Origin of the sequence: Sediminicola sp. YIK13 (assembly GCF_001430825.1) — a bacterium.
GTDB lineage: Bacteria > Bacteroidota > Bacteroidia > Flavobacteriales > Flavobacteriaceae > Sediminicola.
Genome location: NZ_CP010535.1, coordinates 215,192 through 235,456, shown reverse-complemented (window position 1 = coordinate 235,456; position 20,265 = coordinate 215,192). Strand labels below are relative to the sequence as shown.

The 20,265-nt window shown below is 44.4% G+C and carries 3 protein-coding genes; all 3 read right to left on the bottom strand.

Annotation, left to right across the window (positions count from 1 at the left end; all coding sequences use genetic code 11):
* Window positions 1–42: 42 nt before the first annotated feature.
* Window positions 43–13,842, bottom strand: a complete 13,800-nt coding sequence (locus tag SB49_RS01025; protein ID WP_062053021.1) for a hypothetical protein — start codon at window positions 13,840–13,842, stop codon at window positions 43–45.
* Between the two features lie 632 nt (window positions 13,843–14,474).
* Complete coding sequence (locus tag SB49_RS01020) at window positions 14,475–18,242, bottom strand: beta strand repeat-containing protein (protein ID WP_062053019.1); 3,768 nt, start codon at window positions 18,240–18,242, stop codon at window positions 14,475–14,477.
* Between the two features lie 243 nt (window positions 18,243–18,485).
* Window positions 18,486–20,162, bottom strand: a complete 1,677-nt coding sequence (locus SB49_RS01015) for an immunoglobulin domain-containing protein (protein WP_062053017.1) — start codon at window positions 20,160–20,162, stop codon at window positions 18,486–18,488.
* Between the last annotated feature and the right edge of the window lie 103 nt (window positions 20,163–20,265).

Sequence of the window (20,265 nt, the reverse complement as noted above, 5' to 3'; positions counted from 1 at the left end):
GTCGGTTTCAAATTATTTCTGTTCGTTGGGGCTTAATTTTGATTATTTAACTACGAAAACCACATTAATCAATGCATTATAATCTGTTGGTTGGTTCTGAACGGTATAAGAAAGGTTCCCATTTGCATCAATCGACATTCCTGTAACGTTTGTCCCATCACCAAAAACAGTCGGATCCGCATATGTTACATAATAGTACAATTCTGTTCTAGTATACGTGGGAAGCATTGCGGGAGCTCCTGCGCTACCTACTGTTGGAGAACCATACTGATCTATATATTCTTGATATAAGTCAATTGAAAATGATCCATTCGTTGAAGCATCTACCGCAATGGAAGGAGGATAAAAAATTCTTGCCGCTTTTGAAACAATTGGCGCTATATCTTGAATCATTTCTTCCACTGTTCCCTCAGTTGTTCCGTCACCGTCAACATCTACAGGAGTTACAACATTTACTTCGGCAGCGGTCTGGTCGTCCGTACCGCTATTGTCCAATGAGGATAGATCCACGGTCGTTGTCCCACCGGCATCAATGATATTAAGGTCCGTACCTGTTAAATTGGCACTCGTGATCAATTCGTTTGTTGGATCCGCATCAGCATCATCCGCATCGATCGTAACAGAACCACCATCCACTAAGGAGATGATCTTTCCCGTCGCATCTATGGATAGATCTTGTGTATCCGTGTTGTCCATATATGGCGCAAGATCTACTGTGCCACCATCTTCCAGAGTCAGGGTATTTCCAGCCAAGCTCAAGGCCTGGTCATCAGAGCTTGCAGCTGCCAATTCAGCCAAGGCACCTTCAACTTCTGTAGCAGTAAAATTCCCTGCCGCATCGGTAATATTGACCTCAGAGGCGATCTGGTCGTCCGTACCGCTATTGTCCAAAGAAGAAAGATCAATAGTTGTCGTCCCACCGGCATCAATGATATTAAGGTCCGTACCGGTCAAGTTGGCACTGGTGATCAATTCGTTCGTAACATCAGCATCAGCATCGTCCAAAGTTGCCACACTGACCACATAAGGAGTGGCAATGGATCCGTTACCTGCAACGGTAACATTGGTTCCTGCATTAACTATTGTTTCCGTGCCGTCTGCAGTTGGCAACACCACTGTGTTCCCATCTTCTATACTCAAGTTGTTACCAACCAGAGTCAATGTCTGGTCGTCCGTACCAATGTTGTCCAAAGAGGAAAGATCAATAGTTGTCGTCCCACCGGCATCAATGATATTAAGGTCCGTACCGGTCAAGTTGGCACTGGTGATCAATTCGTTTGTAGGGTCCGCATCCGCATCGTCCGCATCGATAGTTACAGAACCACCGTCCACTAAGGAGATGATCTTTCCAGTCGCATCTATGGATAGGTCCTGTGTGTCCGTATTGTCCAAATATGGGGCAAGATCTACCGTACCACCATCTTCCAAGGTCAACGTATTTCCTGCCAAGCTCAAGGCCTGGTCATCAGAGCTAGCAGCTGCCAATTCAGCCAAGGCACCTTCAACTTCTGTAGCAGTGAAATTCCCAGCCGTATCGGTTATATTGACCTCAGAGGCGATCTGGTCGTCCGTACCACTATTGTCCAAAGAAGAAAGATCTATAGTTGTCGTTCCACCGGCATCAATGATATTAAGGTCCGTACCGGTCAAGTTGGCACTGGTGATCAATTCGTTTGTAGGGTCCGCATCAGCATCGTCCAAAGTTGCCACACTGACCACATAAGGAGTGGCAATGGATCCGTTACCTGCAACGGTAACATTTGTCCCAGCGTTTACTTGGGTCTCGGTACCATCTGCAACGGCTACTGAAAGATCATAATCATCACCAGTCTGCACCAAGGTAACTGACCCGTCCGTAGAGCTCAATGCCTGAATTTCGTTCGTTGCATCGGCATCCGCATCATTTACATTTATTGAGATATTATTCCCACCTGAGATAGTGATATCCCCTGCGGCTCCAGATGTGGACAAAGTCTGATTGTCCGTATTGTCCAAATATGGTGCAAGGTCCACTGTGCCACCATCTTCCAGAGTCAGGGTGTTTCCAGCCAAGCTCAAGGCCTGGTCATCAGAGCTTGCAGCTGCCAATTCAGCCAAGGCACCTTCAACTTCTGTAGCAGTGAAATTCCCTGCCGCATCGGTTATATTGACCTCAGAGGCGATCTGGTCGTCCGTACCGCTATTGTCCAAAGAAGAAAGATCAATAGTTGTCGTCCCACCGGCATCAATGATATTAAGGTCCGTACCGGTCAAGTTGGCACTGGTGATCAATTCGTTCGTAGGGTCCGCATCAGCATCGTCCAAAGTTGCCACACTGACCACATAAGGAGTGGCAATGGATCCGTTACCTGCAACGGTAACATTAGTTCCTGCATTAACTATTGTTTCCGTACCGTCTGCAGTTGGCAACACCACTGTGTTCCCATCTTCTATACTCAAGTTGTTACCAACCAGAGTCAATGTCTGGTCGTCCGTACCGCTATTGTCCAAAGAAGAAAGATCAATAGTTGTCGTCCCTCCTGCATCAATGATATTAAGGTCCGTACCGGTCAAGTTGGCACTGGTGATCAATTCGTTTGTTGGATCCGCATCAGCATCGTCCAAAGTTGCCACACTGACCACATAAGGAGTGGCAATGGAACCATTACCGGCAACGGTAACATTTGTCCCAGCGTTTACTTGGGTCTCGGTACCATCTGCAACGGCTACTGAAAGATCATAATCATCACCCGTCTGCACCAAGGTAACTGACCCGTCCGTAGAGCTCAATGCCTGAATTTCGTTCGTAGCATCGGCATCCGCATCATTTACATTTATTGAGATATTATTCCCACCTGAGATAGTGATATCCCCTGCGGCTCCAGATGTGGACAAAGTCTGATTGTCCGTATTGTCCAAATATGGTGCAAGGTCCACTGTGCCACCATCTTCCAGAGTCAGGGTGTTTCCAGCCAAGCTCAAGGCCTGGTCATCCGTAGAAACGTATCCGGAAAGATCCACAGTGGTATCCGCTCCCGTTCCATTGCCCAATGTCAATATATTTCCTGCAAAACTGATTTGCTGATTGTCAACATTATCCAAATATGGGGCAAGGTCAACCGTACCCCCATCTTCCAAGGTCAAAATGTTCCCGACCAAGCTCAAGGCCTGATCGTCTGTACCGTTATCGTTCAAAGAGGAAAGGTCCACAGTTTGTGTATTGCCATCTTCCAAGGTTATGGTCAAAATTTTAGCGGCATCCATGCTAAAGTCGGTTACCGTCTGGTCATCCGAACTCCCAGCTGCCAATTCGGCCAAGGCACCCTCAACTTCCGTAGCAGTAAAATTCCCTGCCGCATCGGTAATATTAACCTCAGAGGCGATCTGGTCGTCCGTACCACTGTTGTCCAAAGAAGAAAGATCAATAGTTGTCGTCCCACCGGCATCAATGATATTAAGGTCCGTACCGGTCAAGTTGGCACTGGTGATCAATTCGTTCGTAACATCAGCATCAGCATCGTCCAAAGTTGCCACACTGACCACATAAGGAGTGGCAATGGATCCGTTACCTGCAACGGTAACATTGGTTCCTGCATTAACTATTGTTTCCGTGCCGTCTGCAGTTGGCAACACCACTGTGTTCCCATCTTCTATACTCAAGTTGTTACCAACCAGAGTCAATGTCTGGTCGTCCGTACCAATGTTGTCCAAAGAGGAAAGATCAATAGTTGTCGTCCCACCGGCATCAATGATATTAAGGTCCGTACCGGTCAAGTTGGCACTGGTGATCAATTCGTTTGTAGGGTCCGCATCCGCATCGTCCGCATCGATAGTTACAGAACCACCGTCCACTAAGGAGATGATCTTTCCAGTCGCATCTATGGATAGGTCCTGTGTGTCCGTATTGTCCAAATATGGGGCAAGATCTACCGTACCACCATCTTCCAAGGTCAACGTATTTCCTGCCAAGCTCAAGGCCTGGTCATCAGAGCTAGCAGCTGCCAATTCAGCCAAGGCACCTTCAACTTCTGTAGCAGTGAAATTCCCTGCCGCATCGGTTATATTGACCTCAGAGGCGATCTGGTCGTCCGTACCACTATTGTCCAAAGAAGAAAGATCAATAGTTGTCGTCCCACCGGCATCAATGATATTAAGGTCCGTACCGGTCAAGTTGGCACTGGTGATCAATTCGTTTGTAGGGTCCGCATCAGCATCGTCCAAAGTTGCCACACTGACCACATAAGGAGTGGCAATGGATCCGTTACCTGCAACGGTAACATTTGTCCCAGCGTTTACTTGGGTCTCGGTACCATCTGCAACGGCTACTGAAAGATCATAATCATCACCAGTCTGCACCAAGGTAACTGACCCGTCCGTAGAGCTCAATGCCTGAATTTCGTTCGTTGCATCGGCATCCGCATCATTTACATTTATTGAGATATTATTCCCACCTGAGATAGTGATATCCCCTGCGGCTCCAGATGTGGACAAAGTCTGATTGTCCGTATTGTCCAAATATGGTGCAAGGTCCACTGTGCCACCATCTTCCAGAGTCAGGGTGTTTCCAGCCAAGCTCAAGGCCTGGTCATCAGAGCTTGCAGCTGCCAATTCAGCCAAGGCACCTTCAACTTCTGTAGCAGTAAAATTCCCTGCCGCATCGGTTATATTGACCTCAGAGGCGATCTGGTCGTCCGTACCGCTATTGTCCAAAGAAGAAAGATCAATAGTTGTCGTCCCACCGGCATCAATAATATTAAGGTCCGTACCGGTCAAATTGGCACTCGTGATCAATTCGTTCGTAGGGTCCGCATCAGCATCGTCCAAAGTTGCCACACTGACCACATAAGGAGTGGCAATGGATCCGTTACCGGCAACGGTAACATTGGTTCCTGCATTAACTATTGTTTCCGTACCGTCTGCAGTTGGCAACACCACTGTGTTCCCATCTTCTATACTCAAGTTGTTACCAACCAGAGTCAATGTCTGGTCGTCCGTACCGCTATTGTCCAAAGAAGAAAGATCAATAGTTGTCGTCCCACCGGCATCAATAATATTAAGGTCCGTGCCAGTTAAATTGGCACTGGTGATCAATTCGTTCGTAGGATCCGCATCCGCATCGTCCAAAGTTGTAACACTGACCACATAAGGAGTGGCGATGGATCCGTTACCTGCAACGGTAACATTGGTTCCTGCATTAACTATTGTTTCCGTACCGTCTGCCGTTGGCAGGGTTACGGTATTACCGTCTTGAATGGTTAAATCGTTTCCTATTATGCTCAAAGTCTGGTCATCAGTATCCGTTGCCGCTGCTAAAGCTGCAAGGGAAACAGACAAAACAGCCCCATCTGAATCTTCCAATTCCAGGTCAGATCCATTAATTTCCAATCTTGTGTTTGTCGTATTGGTATCAGCGGCAGCCAATACAGCAGTAAAATCTACCGTTTGTGTTCCTCCATCTTCCAAGGTAAGTGTCAATATCTTGGTGGTGTTATCCAAACTGAATGTGGTGATGGCCTGATCATCGGAATTGTCCAAATATGGGGCAAGGTCTACCGTACCACCATCTTCCAAGGTCAACGTATTTCCTGCCAAGCTCAAGGCCTGGTCATCCGTAGAAACGTATCCGGAAAGATCCACAGTCGTGTCCGCTCCCGTTCCATTGCCCAATGTCAATATATTTCCTGCAAAACTGATTTGCTGATTGTCAACATTATCCAAATATGGGGCAAGGTCCACTGTTCCGCCATCTTCCAAGGTCAAAATGTTCCCGACCAAGCTCAAGGCCTGATCGTCTGTACCGTTATCGTTCAAAGAGGAAAGGTCTACAGTTTGTGTATTGCCATCTTCCAAGGTTATGGTCAAAATTTTAGCGGCATCCATACTGAAGTCGGTTACCGTCTGGTCATCCGAACTCCCAGCCGCCAATTCGGCCAAGGCACCCTCAACTTCCGTAGCAGTGAAATTCCCTGCCGCATCGGTAATATTAACCTCAGAGGCGATTTGGTCGTCCGTACCACTGTTGTCCAAAGAAGAAAGATCCACGGTCTGGGTATTACCGTCCTCCAAAGTAATGGTCAATATTTTAGCGGCATCCATACTGAAGGCCGTAATCGTTTGATCGTCTGTATTGTCTAAATATAGAGCAAGATCTACCGTACCACCATCTTCCAAGGTCAACGTATTTCCTACCAAGCTCAAGGCCTGGTCATCCGTAGAAACGTATCCGGAAAGATCCACAGTCGTGTCCGCTCCCGTTCCATTGCCCAATGTCAATATATTTCCTGCAAAACTGATTTGCTGATTGTCAACATTATCCAAATATGGGGCAAGGTCCACTGTTCCACCATCTTCCAATGTTAAAATGTTCCCGACCAAGCTCAAGGCCTGATCGTCTGTACCGTTATCGTTCAAAGAGGAAAGGTCCACAGTTTGTGTATTGCCATCTTCCAGGGTTATGGTCAAAATTTTAGCGGCATCCATGCTGAAGTCCGTTACCGTCTGGTCGTCCGTACCACTGTTGTCCAAAGAAGAAAGATCAATAGTTGTCGTCCCACCGGCATCAATAATATTAAGGTCCGTGCCAGTTAAATTGGCACTGGTGATCAATTCGTTCGTAGGATCCGCATCCGCATCGTCCAAAGTTGTAACACTGACCACATAAGGAGTGGCGATGGATCCGTTACCTGCAACGGTAACATTGGTTCCTGCATTAACTATTGTTTCCGTACCGTCTGCCGTTGGCAGGGTTACGGTATTACCGTCTTGAATGGTTAAATCGTTTCCTATTATGCTCAAAGTCTGGTCATCAGTATCCGTTGCCGCTGCTAAAGCTGCAAGGGAAACAGACAAAACAGCCCCATCTGAATCTTCCAATTCCAGGTCAGATCCATTAATTTCCAATCTTGTGTTTGTCGTATTGGTATCAGCGGCAGCCAATACAGCAGTAAAATCTACCGTTTGTGTTCCTCCATCTTCCAAGGTAAGTGTCAATATCTTGGTGGTGTTATCCAAACTGAATGTGGTGATGGCCTGATCATCGGAATTGTCCAAATATGGGGCAAGGTCTACCGTACCACCATCTTCCAAGGTCAACGTATTTCCTGCCAAGCTCAAGGCCTGGTCATCCGTAGAAACGTATCCGGAAAGATCCACAGTCGTGTCCGCTCCCGTTCCATTGCCCAATGTCAATATATTTCCTGCAAAACTGATTTGCTGATTGTCAACATTATCCAAATATGGGGCAAGGTCCACTGTTCCGCCATCTTCCAATGTCAAAATGTTCCCGACCAAGCTCAAGGCCTGATCGTCTGTACCGTTATCGTTCAAAGAGGAAAGGTCCACAGTTTGTGTATTGCCATCTTCCAAGGTTATGGTCAAAATTTTAGCGGCATCCATACTGAAGTCGGTTACCGTCTGGTCGTCCGTACCACTGTTGTCCAAAGAAGAAAGATCCACGGTCTGGGTATTGCCGTCCTCCAAAGTAATGGTCAATATTTTAGCGGCATCCATACTGAAGGCCGTAATCGTTTGATCGTCTGTATTGTCTAAATATAGGGCAAGGTCTACCGTCCCGCCATCTTCAAGGGTCAACGTGTTTCCTACCAAGCTCAAGCTTTGGTCATCTGTACCCAGACTTGCCAAAGGAACAGAAAGTGTACTGTTGCTATCTGTAATTTCTAAATTGGTGCCATTTACTGCAAAGGCAGTGTTTACCTCATTGGTAATACTACCATCCACTTCAGTGCCTGTCACTAGATAAGGATCAGCAGTTGTTCCAGTTCCGGAAACGGTATTAATGCCAGCCCCGGTCACTTTTGTTTCTGAACCGTCAGCAGCAGCAACAGAAAGATCGTAGTCATTTCCACTAGGTGTCAATGTAACCGAACCATCTGTGGAAGTCAAGGTCTGAATTTCGTTTGTAGCATCCGTATCATTATCAGCTGCATTACTTGCCGCCAATTCATCCAAAGCACCTTGAACATCTGTTGATGTCAATCCTGAAGTTGGAGTATAAGGGTTAGAATTTGCCCTGGTATCTATAACTTGAGGTGCACCTGTTTCATCCGTATAGGTGTACGTACCATTTCCATTATCAACCAAGCTACTTGTCGTTTGGTTTGTATTTATTAGTACCGCAGTACCAGAATCATCCGTAATGGTGTATGTTCCATTGGTATTATCAACAACTGTGGCCCTCTTGGCATCAAATAATGTAACAGTACCATTTTCACTAGTATGGGTGAAGGTACCATCCCCATTGTCAGCAAGGGTTGTGATTGTCTCATCTATGTCTGTTACCGTACCGGCAGCATCAGTTACTGTTGCTATTCTATTTCCAGCAATAACGTTGGATATGGCGACACCATTGGTATTGATGATCACATCACTTCCATCATTATTGCTAAAAGTGTAAGTACCATCCAAATTATCAGTGATATTCGCCTTGCTCACTTTTTGGGTTGTCCCGCTTTCATTTACGTACGTAATGGTTCCGTCACCAGTATCAGAAATATTGGTAATAGTTTCCGAAATGGTTACTGAAGCTACATTCAAGTATAAACCTCCATCTGTACCAACCACAATATCATTATTAGCATCATTACTGATCAAATCAATAGTTTGGGCTGGTCCTGTACCATCAGTATAGGTAATAGTTCCATCTCCATTATTAACTAAGGATCCCGCCAATTGATTAGAATCAATGGTTACAGCATTTCCTGAATCATCAGTTATTGTGTATGTACCATCTCCATTATCCAAAGCCGTAGCACGTTTAGCATCAAAGGTAGTTGCAACCCCATCCTCATTGGTATAGGTGAACGTACCGTTGGCATTGTCCACCAAAGTGGATAATGTCTCTGTAAAAGTCGTGATCGTACCATCCTCGGAAGTGTAGGTAAAGCTGCCATCTCCGTTGTCCACCAAAGTGGTCACCGTATTGTTTGTGTCAACAGTCACCGCAACTCCAAAATCGTCCGTAATCGTATATGTTCCATCTGCGTTGTCAACCACGCTGGCAATCTTGGCATCGAACGTAGTAGTAATCCCATCCTCATTGGTATAGGTGAATGTGCCGTTGGCATTGTCCACCAAAGTGGTTAATGTCTCTGTGAAGGTGGTAATCGTTCCATCCTCGGAAGTGTAGGTAAAGCTGCCATCACCGTTGTCCACCAAAGTGGTCACCGTATTGTTTGTGTCAACAGTCACCGCAACTCCAAAATCGTCCGTGATCGTATAGGTACCATCTGCGTTGTCAACCACACTGGCAATCTTGGCATCGAACGTAGTAGCGACCCCATCCTCATTGGTATAGGTGAACGTGCCGTTGGCATTGTCCACCAAAGTGGTTAATGTCTCTGTGAAGGTGGTAATCGTTCCATCCTCGGAAGTGTAGGTAAAGCTGCCATCACCATTGTCCACCAAAGTAGTCACCGTATTGTTAGTATCCACAGTCACCGAAACTCCAAAGTCGTCCGTAATCGTATATGTTCCATCTGCGTTGTCAACCACGCTGGCAATCTTGGCATCGAACGTAGTAGTAATCCCATCCTCATTGGTATAGGTGAATGTGCCGTTGGCATTGTCCACCAAAGTGGTCACCGTATTGTTTGTATCAACAGTCACCGCAACTCCAAAATCGTCCGTAATCGTATAGGTACCATCTGCGTTGTCAACTACACTGGCAATCTTGGCATCGAACGTAGTAGTAATCCCATCCTCATTGGTATAGGTGAACGTGCCGTTGGCATTGTCCACCAAAGTGGTTAATGTCTCTGTGAAGGTGGTAATCGTTCCATCCTCGGAAGTGTAGGTAAAACTCCCATCACCGTTGTCCACCAAAGTGGTCACCGTGTTGTTTGTATCAACAGTCACTGCTACCCCAAAGTCGTCCGTAATTGTATATGTTCCATCTGCATTGTCAACCACACTGGCGATCTTAGCATCGAAGGTAGTTACAGTACCATTTTCAGATGTATAAGTAAAAGTTCCATTTAGGTTATCAGATAGTGTAGTAACAGATTCATTAATATCTGAACTGGCACCAGCTGCATTGGTAATAGTTGCAATTCTATTTCCAGCAATAAGATTGGAAATGGCAACACCATTCGTGTTTATTGTTACGTCACTACCGTCATTATTGGTAAATGTATAGGTGCCATCAGCATTATCTGTGATATCAGCCTTACTTACCGTTTGAGGAGTACCGTCTTCGTTGGTATAGGTAATTGTACCGTCGAGGTTATCCACAAGATTGGTAACAGTTTCGGCTACAGTTACGGAAGCCACATTTAAAAATAAGCCACCATCAGAACCAACAATAATATCATTATTAAGATCAGTACTTAGCAATACTATGGTCTGATTTGCACCAAGTTCATCGGTATAAGTGATGGTTCCATTACCATTATTAAGAATAGTAGTTAATGTTTCTAGATTTTTTACGTCAATGACAGTAGCAATACCCGCTTCATCTGTATAGGTAAAAGTACTGCCTGGATTGGCTACCATTGTAGTCACCGTTTCCAGATTATCTACTAATGCAGACAAATCAATTTGAGTTAATACACCATCTTCATCCGTGTAATCCAAGTTCGTATTGTCGGCGTTCAGCGCGATCGTGGTCAAGGTCTCCAAGTTGGTGATATCAATAATGGTATCCACCCCGTCCTCATCCGTGTAGGTAAAAGTACCGTTGGCGTTGGCCACAATAGTGGTCACCGTCTCAAGGTTGTCCACGATGGCGGATAGGTTCAACTGGGTAACAACCCCGTCCTCGTCCGTATAGTCGATGTTCGTATTGTCCGCGTTCAGTGCGATAGTGGTCAAGGTCTCCAAATTGGTGATATCAATGATGGTATCAACCCCGTCCTCGTCCGTGTAGGTAAATGTCCCGTTGGCATTGGCCACAATGGTGGTCACCGTCTCAAGGTTGTCCACAATGGCCGATAGGTTCAACTGGGTAACAACCCCGTCCTCGTCCGTATAGTCGATGTTCGTATTGTCCGCGTTAAGCGCGATCGTGGTCAAGGTCTCCAGGTTGGTAATGTCGATAATGGTATCCACCCCATCCTCGTCCGTGTAGGTAAAGGTCCCGTTGGCGTTGGCCACAATAGTGGTCACCGTTTCCAGGTTGTCCACAATGGCGGATAGGTTCAACTGGGTAACAACCCCGTCCTCGTCCGTATAGTCGATGTTCGTATTGTCCGCGTTCAGCGCGATCGTGGTCAAGGTCTCCAAATTGGTGATGTCGATGATCGTATCCACCCCGTCCTCGTCCGTGTAGGTAAAGGTCCCGTTGGCGTTGGCCACAATGGTGGTCACCGTTTCCAGGTTGTCCACGATGGCGGATAGGTTCAACTGGGTAACAACCCCGTCCTCGTCCGTATAGTCGATGTTCGTATTGTCCGCGTTCAGCGCGATCGTGGTCAAGGTCTCCAAATTGGTGATGTCGATGATCGTATCCACCCCGTCCTCGTCCGTGTAGGTAAAAGTACCGTTGGCGTTGGCCACAATGGTGGTCACCGTTTCAAGGTTGTCCACAATGGCGGATAGGTTCAACTGGGTAACAACCCCGTCCTCGTCCGTATAATCGATGTTCGTGTTATCGGCGTTCAGCGCGATACTGGTCAAGGTCTCCAAGTTGGTGATGTCGATGATGGTATCAACCCCGTCCTCGTCCGTGTATGTAAAGGTCCCGTTGGCGTTGGCCACAATGGTGGTCACCGTTTCAAGGTTGTCAACGATGGCGGACAGGTTCAACTGGGTAACAACCCCGTCCTCGTCCGTATAATCGATGTTCGTGTTATCGGCGTTCAGCGCGATACTGGTCAAGGTCTCCAAGTTGGTGATGTCGATGATGGTATCAACCCCGTCCTCGTCCGTGTATGTAAAGGTCCCGTTGGCGTTGGCCACAATGGTGGTCACCGTTTCAAGGTTGTCAACGATGGCGGACAGGTTCAACTGGGTAACAACCCCGTCCTCGTCCGTATAATCGATGTTCGTGTTATCGGCGTTCAGCGCGATACTGGTCAAGGTCTCCAAGTTGGTGATGTCGATGATGGTATCAACCCCGTCCTCGTCCGTGTATGTAAAGGTCCCGTTGGCGTTGGCCACAATGGTGGTCACCGTTTCAAGGTTGTCAACGATGGCGGACAGGTTCAACTGGGTAACAACCCCGTCCTCGTCCGTATAATCGATGTTCGTGTTATCGGCGTTCAGCGTGATACTGGTCAAGGTCTCCAAGTTGGTGATGTCGATGATGGTATCAACCCCGTCCTCGTCCGTGTATGTAAAGGTCCCGTTGGCGTTGGCCACAATGGTGGTCACCGTTTCAAGGTTGTCAACGATGGCGGACAGGTTCAACTGGGTAACAACCCCGTCCTCGTCCGTATAATCGATGTTGGTGTTATCGGCGTTCAGCGCGATAATGGTCAAGGTCTCCAGATTGGTGATATCGATGATCGTATCCACCCCATCCTCGTCGGTATAGGTAAAGGTCCCGTTGGCGTTGGCCACAATCGTGGTCACCGTTTCAAGGTTGTCAACGATAGCCGATAGGTTCAGCTGTGTCACCACCCCGTCCTCGTCCGTATAATCGATGTTCGTGTTATCGGCGTTAAGCGCGATCGTGGTCAAGGTCTCCAAATTGGTGATGTCAATAATGGTATCCACCCCGTCCTCATCGGTATAGGTAAAAGTCCCGTTGGCGTTGGCCACAATAGTGGTCACCGTTTCAAGGTTGTCCACAATGGCGGAAAGGTTCAACTGTGTCACCACTCCGTCCTCGTCCGTATAATCGATGTTCGTATTGTCCGCGTTCAGTGCGATAGTGGTCAAGGTCTCCAAATTGGTGATATCAATGATGGTATCAACCCCGTCCTCGTCCGTGTAGGTAAATGTCCCGTTGGCATTGGCCACAATGGTGGTCACCGTCTCAAGGTTGTCCACAATGGCCGATAGGTTCAACTGGGTAACAACCCCGTCCTCGTCCGTATAGTCGATGTTCGTGTTATCGGCGTTCAGTGCGATCGTGGTCAAGGTCTCCAGGTTGGTGATGTCGATAATGGTATCCACCCCGTCCTCGTCGGTATAGGTAAATGTCCCGTTGGCGTTGGCCACAATGGTGGTCACCGTCTCAAGGTTGTCCACAATCGCGGAAAGGTTCAACTGGGTAACAACCCCGTCCTCGTCCGTATAATCGATGTTGGTGTTATCGGCGTTCAGTGCGATAGCCGTTAACGTTTCAAAATCTCTTATATCTATTAAGGTAGTACTTCCATCTTCTGAAGTATAGGTAAACGTACTGTCTCCATTATTAGTTAGGGTAGAAACAGATGTATCTGATATCGTTACTGTAGTACCGTCTGCATTTGTAAAGGTATAGGTACCGTCCGTATTGTCAATTAAATTTACAGAATTGGCCGCATTGCTGATTTCGTCTATGGCCAATTGCACCGTTCCAGCCGACAAGCCCGATGTTGAATTATCATAGATTACTTCAGACGCTGTCTGATCATCCGTTCCAATATTATTTAAACTGCTTAAATCTACACTTAAACTACCACCGTTCTCCAAAACCAATGTTAACTGGTTTGATCCCGCGTTGAAGCTAAAATTCTGTAGTTGCTGATTATCCGAAGAAGTCAGTTCCCATGAATTACCATCCCAAAAATAAATGGTTCCTGTATTGGTGTTCACATAAATATCTCCAATATCCGCACCTGTTGGAGCAGCAGCCCCTGGTGCAGTAACTGCGGTACCACTTAGTACCTCGCAATTACATTGATCCTGAAGTGTCACCGTAGTTTGCGAAAAGGCAACTCCGGATATCAAGAAAATGAATAATAAAATCTTTTTACTCATGGTTGTCGGTTTACTGTAAATATTTTTATGCTTTCGGTCTTTTGATGACCTCATCATAAAGCTGGTTTTTCAAATATCATTGGACAGGGAAAGAATTATTAAAAAAATCTTCAATGTCAAACAGATATTATTACACGTTACAAAATTAGCAGGAAGCTAAGGCCAAGAAAATAAATGTTGTGTAAGTACCAATTAGTATTGTCTACTATCGATTAAGTGTAGTTTCAAGACTTCATTTTTACTAATCTTATGATGTCTTTAGTCGATTACGACAGTAATATCAAGACTTTACGAACGACCTATTATCGTGATAACCCACCTTTTATCCAACGATAATGTTGCTAAATCAACATCAGATTTAGTCAAAATCCAATCCTCATTTGGAGTATTTTAGTGCTCTTTTTTGCCTTAAATTTTACTGGATTCTAAAATAAAATTGAGGAGTAAAAAATTCGATTATTTGATCATATACAAACTATACCAATACGGTAAAATCCAATTAAATGGTTTAGTTTTAGATAAAATGAAGATCTCTTTTTGTAGAAAAGTGTGTGTTTAACACGTAAAATCTAGCTGCAAATTAGTTGAAATTGAAGGTTGCATTCGTTTATTTGGTACTAAGAATACAAATATCAACTCTTATTCACCCTATAAGTTATTCTTCTATTGGTGATGATGGTACTGACCTTAATTGTTGACAAAGGTGAAAATTCTGAAGTACTATTGGCAATTGTCGCTGTAGCTGTAATCTTTTGTCCCACCATGAGTCCAAAGGGCAGTGGTATAGAGAATTTAAATTTATTGGTAGTATCCGAATTACCATCAACATCTGAATAGTTAGACATACCTGCGTCCAGATCCCCTACAGTACCCTCTATCAAAGTCGCTAAATAAGTTTGCCCTTCACCGTAATCAGAACTATTACCCAGCCTATTGTCCCCTAGGGCAGCTGAGCCTTCTGAAACATCAGAAACAAAAAGTTCTATACTAGCTCCTGGTCTAGCCCATCCTTGGATTACAAGGTTGGCGCCATTGGTAGTTAAAGACTCAATTATTGGAAAGTTCAGCAGCCCATTTGGGCCATCATCCCCATCCCCATTATCATTAAATGTTACACCATCTCCCAAGGTGTTAGAGGGATCAATATCAATTCCTAAAGCAGAACTTGTCGTGCCATTGGCATAGAACGAATTACGGGAAATTAAATTTCCAAGGGTGCTACCTCCTGTTAATACGATACCCGAACCTCCATTGTTATTAATAATATTATTAGAAACTGTAGAATTATTGCCATCTAGCTTTATTCCAACATTTTCGATACCCCCTGTACAGATTCCACCATTTAAACCTGAATTTCTAATTGTATTCTCCGAGATAGTAATATTACCCACAATACCACGAGCATCTATTCCTAAGGAAGCTGCTCTATTTATTAAATTTCTAGTAATGATAATGCCAGATCCGCTCTGAACTTTTATATTATCAGAGCAAGCAGAATTTCCATTATCGGTAATGTAATTATTCTGAATTAAGGTAGAAGTTCCACCATTAACCCGTATCCCAGCGTCAGTATTAGTTGCTATATAATTGCCATCAATAGTTGTGGTGCCATTTGTGATATCCACCCCATATTTAATGTTTCCGGCATTCGACCCTAGGGCGTTTACCCCTACTAAGTTATTTGATATTATAGCGGATCCTCCAAGGACTTGAATACCGGCATTATTACCTGCATAGACCGCAATATTACGTATCGTGGTATTGTTTCCTTGTATACGAAATACATCTCCGGTTCCCTTATTAACCTGGATTTCTGGACGGTCGTAATTAGGTAGGGCAAAAGCAGAAGTCCCTACAACGGTACTCCCTGAACCCACCGTTCCTGTATTGGTATTGCCTGAATATGCTGTTTGTGTCCGTCCATCAATGCTGGTGCTTGTATCGGTAATAGCTGTGAGTGGTAAGCCAGCTGAGATAAGGATATTGAAATAGCCACCAGAATAGTTTACATCGGCCGTCCTACCTAAAGGGTCACCAGTAGGGGGTATCATAAATATGGAGGTATCTACACCTGCCGCTGGGTCGAAAATTCCATTGGCAACAATGTCCAAACCAGCATTTCCTAAATTATTGGTATTTACTATAAATTTTTCTAAGGATCCCTGCCCTGAACTATTGGTATTTACGATAGTATTAAAATTGAAACCAAAATCCAGACCTACTACCCCTTCACTGGTTATAGTAACCGTCGATAGTGTTTGGGCATTGGTAATAGTACCTGCAGCCGGATCTGTACCAGCTGGATTGGCACCTCCTACACGGTTTGTTACATTTGTAAATCCACCTACGGTGGCATAATTTCTCCTAAAAGTTTGAACTGGTAAACATGTGGAACAAGCCGCCCCTCCTGTTCTATTTGATTTTACTGTACTATTTACAACGCGAACCCTGTAGTTACCATTAGCCATACCTCCTATAGTATAAGCGCCATTTGGTTTTGTAATTGATGTTTTTACTAAGGTATTCAAAGAGTTATAAAGTTCCACAGATGCGCCAGCTGTACCCACACCACTCGATGTTACCAAGTTCCTGCCAGCTCCGCCTCCATAATTTGTATCCTCGAAAACCGTTCCTGTAATTAAGTTGGAAGGTACTTTTAACACCACCGAATTGACCATCACAAAATCCTGTCCGGATTGGACCGTCGTTGTAACCGTGGTTTCTCCAGGCGTTATATAGGGTGAAATATTATAGGTATCCAAATCCAAACCATACGAGTTAGTCTGATTAATTACTGGACTTACGGTATTATCAAATATAGTTGAGTTGAATGGGTTATTTACTGTAATGCCATTATTGTCCCCATCACCAGTTAGAGCATAAGTACCGGTACCCGAAGTAACCGTTAACAATTCATTGTTGCTTAAGGTTTGATCGCCCTCCCAAGAAATCACCGTAGTTTTTGCTCCACTAGCCCCAATTGCAAAAAAGCCCCCCAAGGTATATGTCGAGGAGGAATTACTTTCCCCGCTAAATCCTTGGTACAGGTTAATTGTTACGGCAGGTAAGGTTTCCAATTCATAGAATATCATTAGCGTCCATCCTCCTAAAACCGTAGCTGAAGAGCAATAAGTATTCGAGTTATCGATGGTAAGCCCCGTAAAATCATATACATTGGTTGAAGGGTTGGGTATAGCCTGTAAAATACTGGTCACATCACTCAAGTAACCGTAGAACTGGCGACCAGAGCCTATATTAGACCCATATATCATGTTTGCTATTACATTTTGTCCTTCAAAACTTACATTATCGTCAGGATTTTGGCTTGAATGAGCCCATTGCAAGTAAGCTTTTCTTATGGTAGCCCCTGGTGGAATTGGTGAATTCAAGGTATTTGAAGATGCTCCAGTTACAGAACATGCATTGGTATTGTTATCTTGAGTCCTTAAAGATCCACCAGTGGTAGTATAATCAAAATAGCCACTAAATTCTTCAAAAAGCGATAGGGGCGTATTGTTTGGAATTGGTGGATCGGTATCGGTAATGGTACCGGTACCTGTATTTTTTGAAATAAAAATTCCATTGGTGCCACCAGACAAAGTCACGAAGAAATTCTCAGTACTTTCACCATAAGAATTATCAATGATTGGAATAGTTATAGTTTTGGTTTCCCCTATCGTTCCCACAAAACTTAAGGTTCCTGAGGTAGTGGAATAATCACTTCCAGCGAGGGCTGATCCATTTGCGGTAGCAAAGTTTATATTAAAACCTCCGGGTTTGTTTTTATCTAAGGTAATAGTGAATATTGCATTTCCGGCCTCTTCCGTCACAGTAACATCATTGATTGAAATACTTGGGCCAAATGTGGCGTTAAACAGAACGTTATCTATTAATATAGTATCCCCATTACCCCATTTGTCATCTGTGCCTGAAAAACGAATTGCAGAATTTGCAGAAATTTGATTGACAGTAAGCGTGTGCGATAAAGTACCCGTTGTACTTGTATTAATGGTCCCAACAATTTGCCATGAAGATGAACCTGAGTTCCAGAGCTCAATATCGAGTCCTTCTCCAACTAATGATGTAGCATCATAATCTAATGTAAGCGTTACTGCAGTGGCACCAGTAAGATTTAGCGTTCTGCTAATGGTTCGTCCATCTAGGTTGTTGAATCTTAATTTTCCGCCAGCAATATCGATTCTTCCATTGGATGGACTGCCATCTTCGCTGTCGTTCCAATTTCCAGAATAATTTCCAGTACCATTATTGTTTGAATAAGATACAGTGTTGAAATTATCCAAATAGGTCTGTTGCCCAATTACATCAGAGAACCAAAAAAGCAAAATAATCAATAGATAGCTTCTATTGTTTTTTATCAGAAATTCTAAAAAATTCGGCATATTATTGGAAATTGAATTTTGAAATCTTTATAAATTGTTGATTTAAAATTTCTAATCAAAGCAATTGGCCACAAGTTTTAGGATCAAAAATAGGAGGTAAAGGAAAACCCGGGAAATATTTGTTGTGTATTGACCCATAAGGACCATGAAGACTAAGAAATTAGCTGTTTATGTTAAAAAAAGAGGGGTTTTATCGATAAGTCCTTGTGAATAAAGGCTTTCCGTTTTCCTATTACCATTAAATTAATTCTTCTTTACCCTATGGGTAATTCTTCTATTGGTGATAACTGTTTTCACCTTTACGGTCAATAATGCAGAAGCCGAATTTGTAGGTGGACAGCCCGATCCAGATCTCGAAGCCAAAACCCGATATCTATAGCCATTTTTATTTACACCCGCATTCATTACAGTCATGGCTGTTGACTGTGTTCCAGCATATTCCGATCCATTTGCTATATTGCTAAAGACTGTTCCCCCATCTATACTGACCTGCCATTGGTAGGTATCGGCATTGGTAGTAGTGACCGTAAAAATAGCATTGCCTCCAGTGAAAATAGACTGGTCTGGTCCAATAGATGCCGTAGAAGGAGTATCTCTGGTAACGGTAATGGCCGTCCTTGCCCCACTAAGGCAATTGGTTGTTGTATTCCGTGCTTCAGCGTAATAGGTTCCTGGCCCGGCGGGAGTATAGGTTGTGTTTCCCATTAATAGCAACGTTCCTCCACTTGGCGCATTATACCAATCTACCGTTTCCCCCAAACCTACAGATGCCGAAATACTCGGCACGGGATCTCCAACGCAATAGGCTCTATTACCACCACTGGTAGGGGCATTTACCACAGGACAGGAACAATTGGGTGCCGTAACGGGAAGTTGACTGGTACAGCCATTGGAAGCGGTTACCGTGACAACAATGTTCGTACCATTTGGCACATCGGTAATGGCCCATCTATTGCCAGCGGTATTGGTTACCGTACCTGCCGTACTCGTTACACTACCAGAACTAACAGTTACCTCCAATTGATAAGTAGTGGGCTGAAAAAGCCTAAAAACACAATTAGGGGCACTAGTGACGGTAATGGTAGGTCTTGGACGAATAGTAAGGGTAACGGCTGTTCTAAATAGACTTCTACGACTAGAGTTTGAATTATCTACACTTTCTCCATAGTAGGTAACATTCCCTACCGTATTAAGTGTGGGAGAAACTGGAGTACCACCACTGGAGGCTGTAAACCATTCTACATAAGCACCGGAAGGAGGGGTTGCAGATGCTGTCAGGGTTTGAATAGGGTCATTTTCACATTCGGTAATATCCCCATTGCTTGTTGGAGGAGGAAGTGCCGACTCAATATCATCAAAAGAATAATCGACTCCTCCATTTCCATTACAGTTTGAAAATTTTTCTGATCCAATAAAAATATTCTGGGAGGCATTACACCCCTTATCCGTTTCAATCTGACCTCCATTATTGTAAATCTGGGAACCCTCGGGCAAATACAAATCTGCGTTTTTAACCCATGATAAAATACCATCGCTCTCTACCGATACTTGCATTATGTTAACCTGAAAACTACCATTATTTGGCAAAGAAAGCGTGTCGTTTCCCCCAGTTCTATCACCGATAATAAGCTTATTTATAGTATAAGCAGTAATGTTTACATTCAGGGTGACCGTATTGCTACTCCCAATGGTCACAGTTCCTACATTACTGTTTTGACCTGGGTACGAAGTCGCATTTATCCATGCGGATCCATTATAGATCTGCCAAGTGGCAGCGCTGCTCCAGTTACCAGTGGCTTTAGATCTATAATCACCAGTTACCTGCGCCATTAAGGTGCTACCCATAAACAAGAGAAAAACACCCAAAATGAGTGTTTTCAATCTAACCGGAAGATAGGCTGCAAATAATTGACAATTCATAATGCCTTCGTTGTGCTTTAATTTGAAAAATCATTACCACTACATATAAAAACTCAATAGATGGTATTAACTTTATAAAGTTGGCAATCTAATACACAAGAAA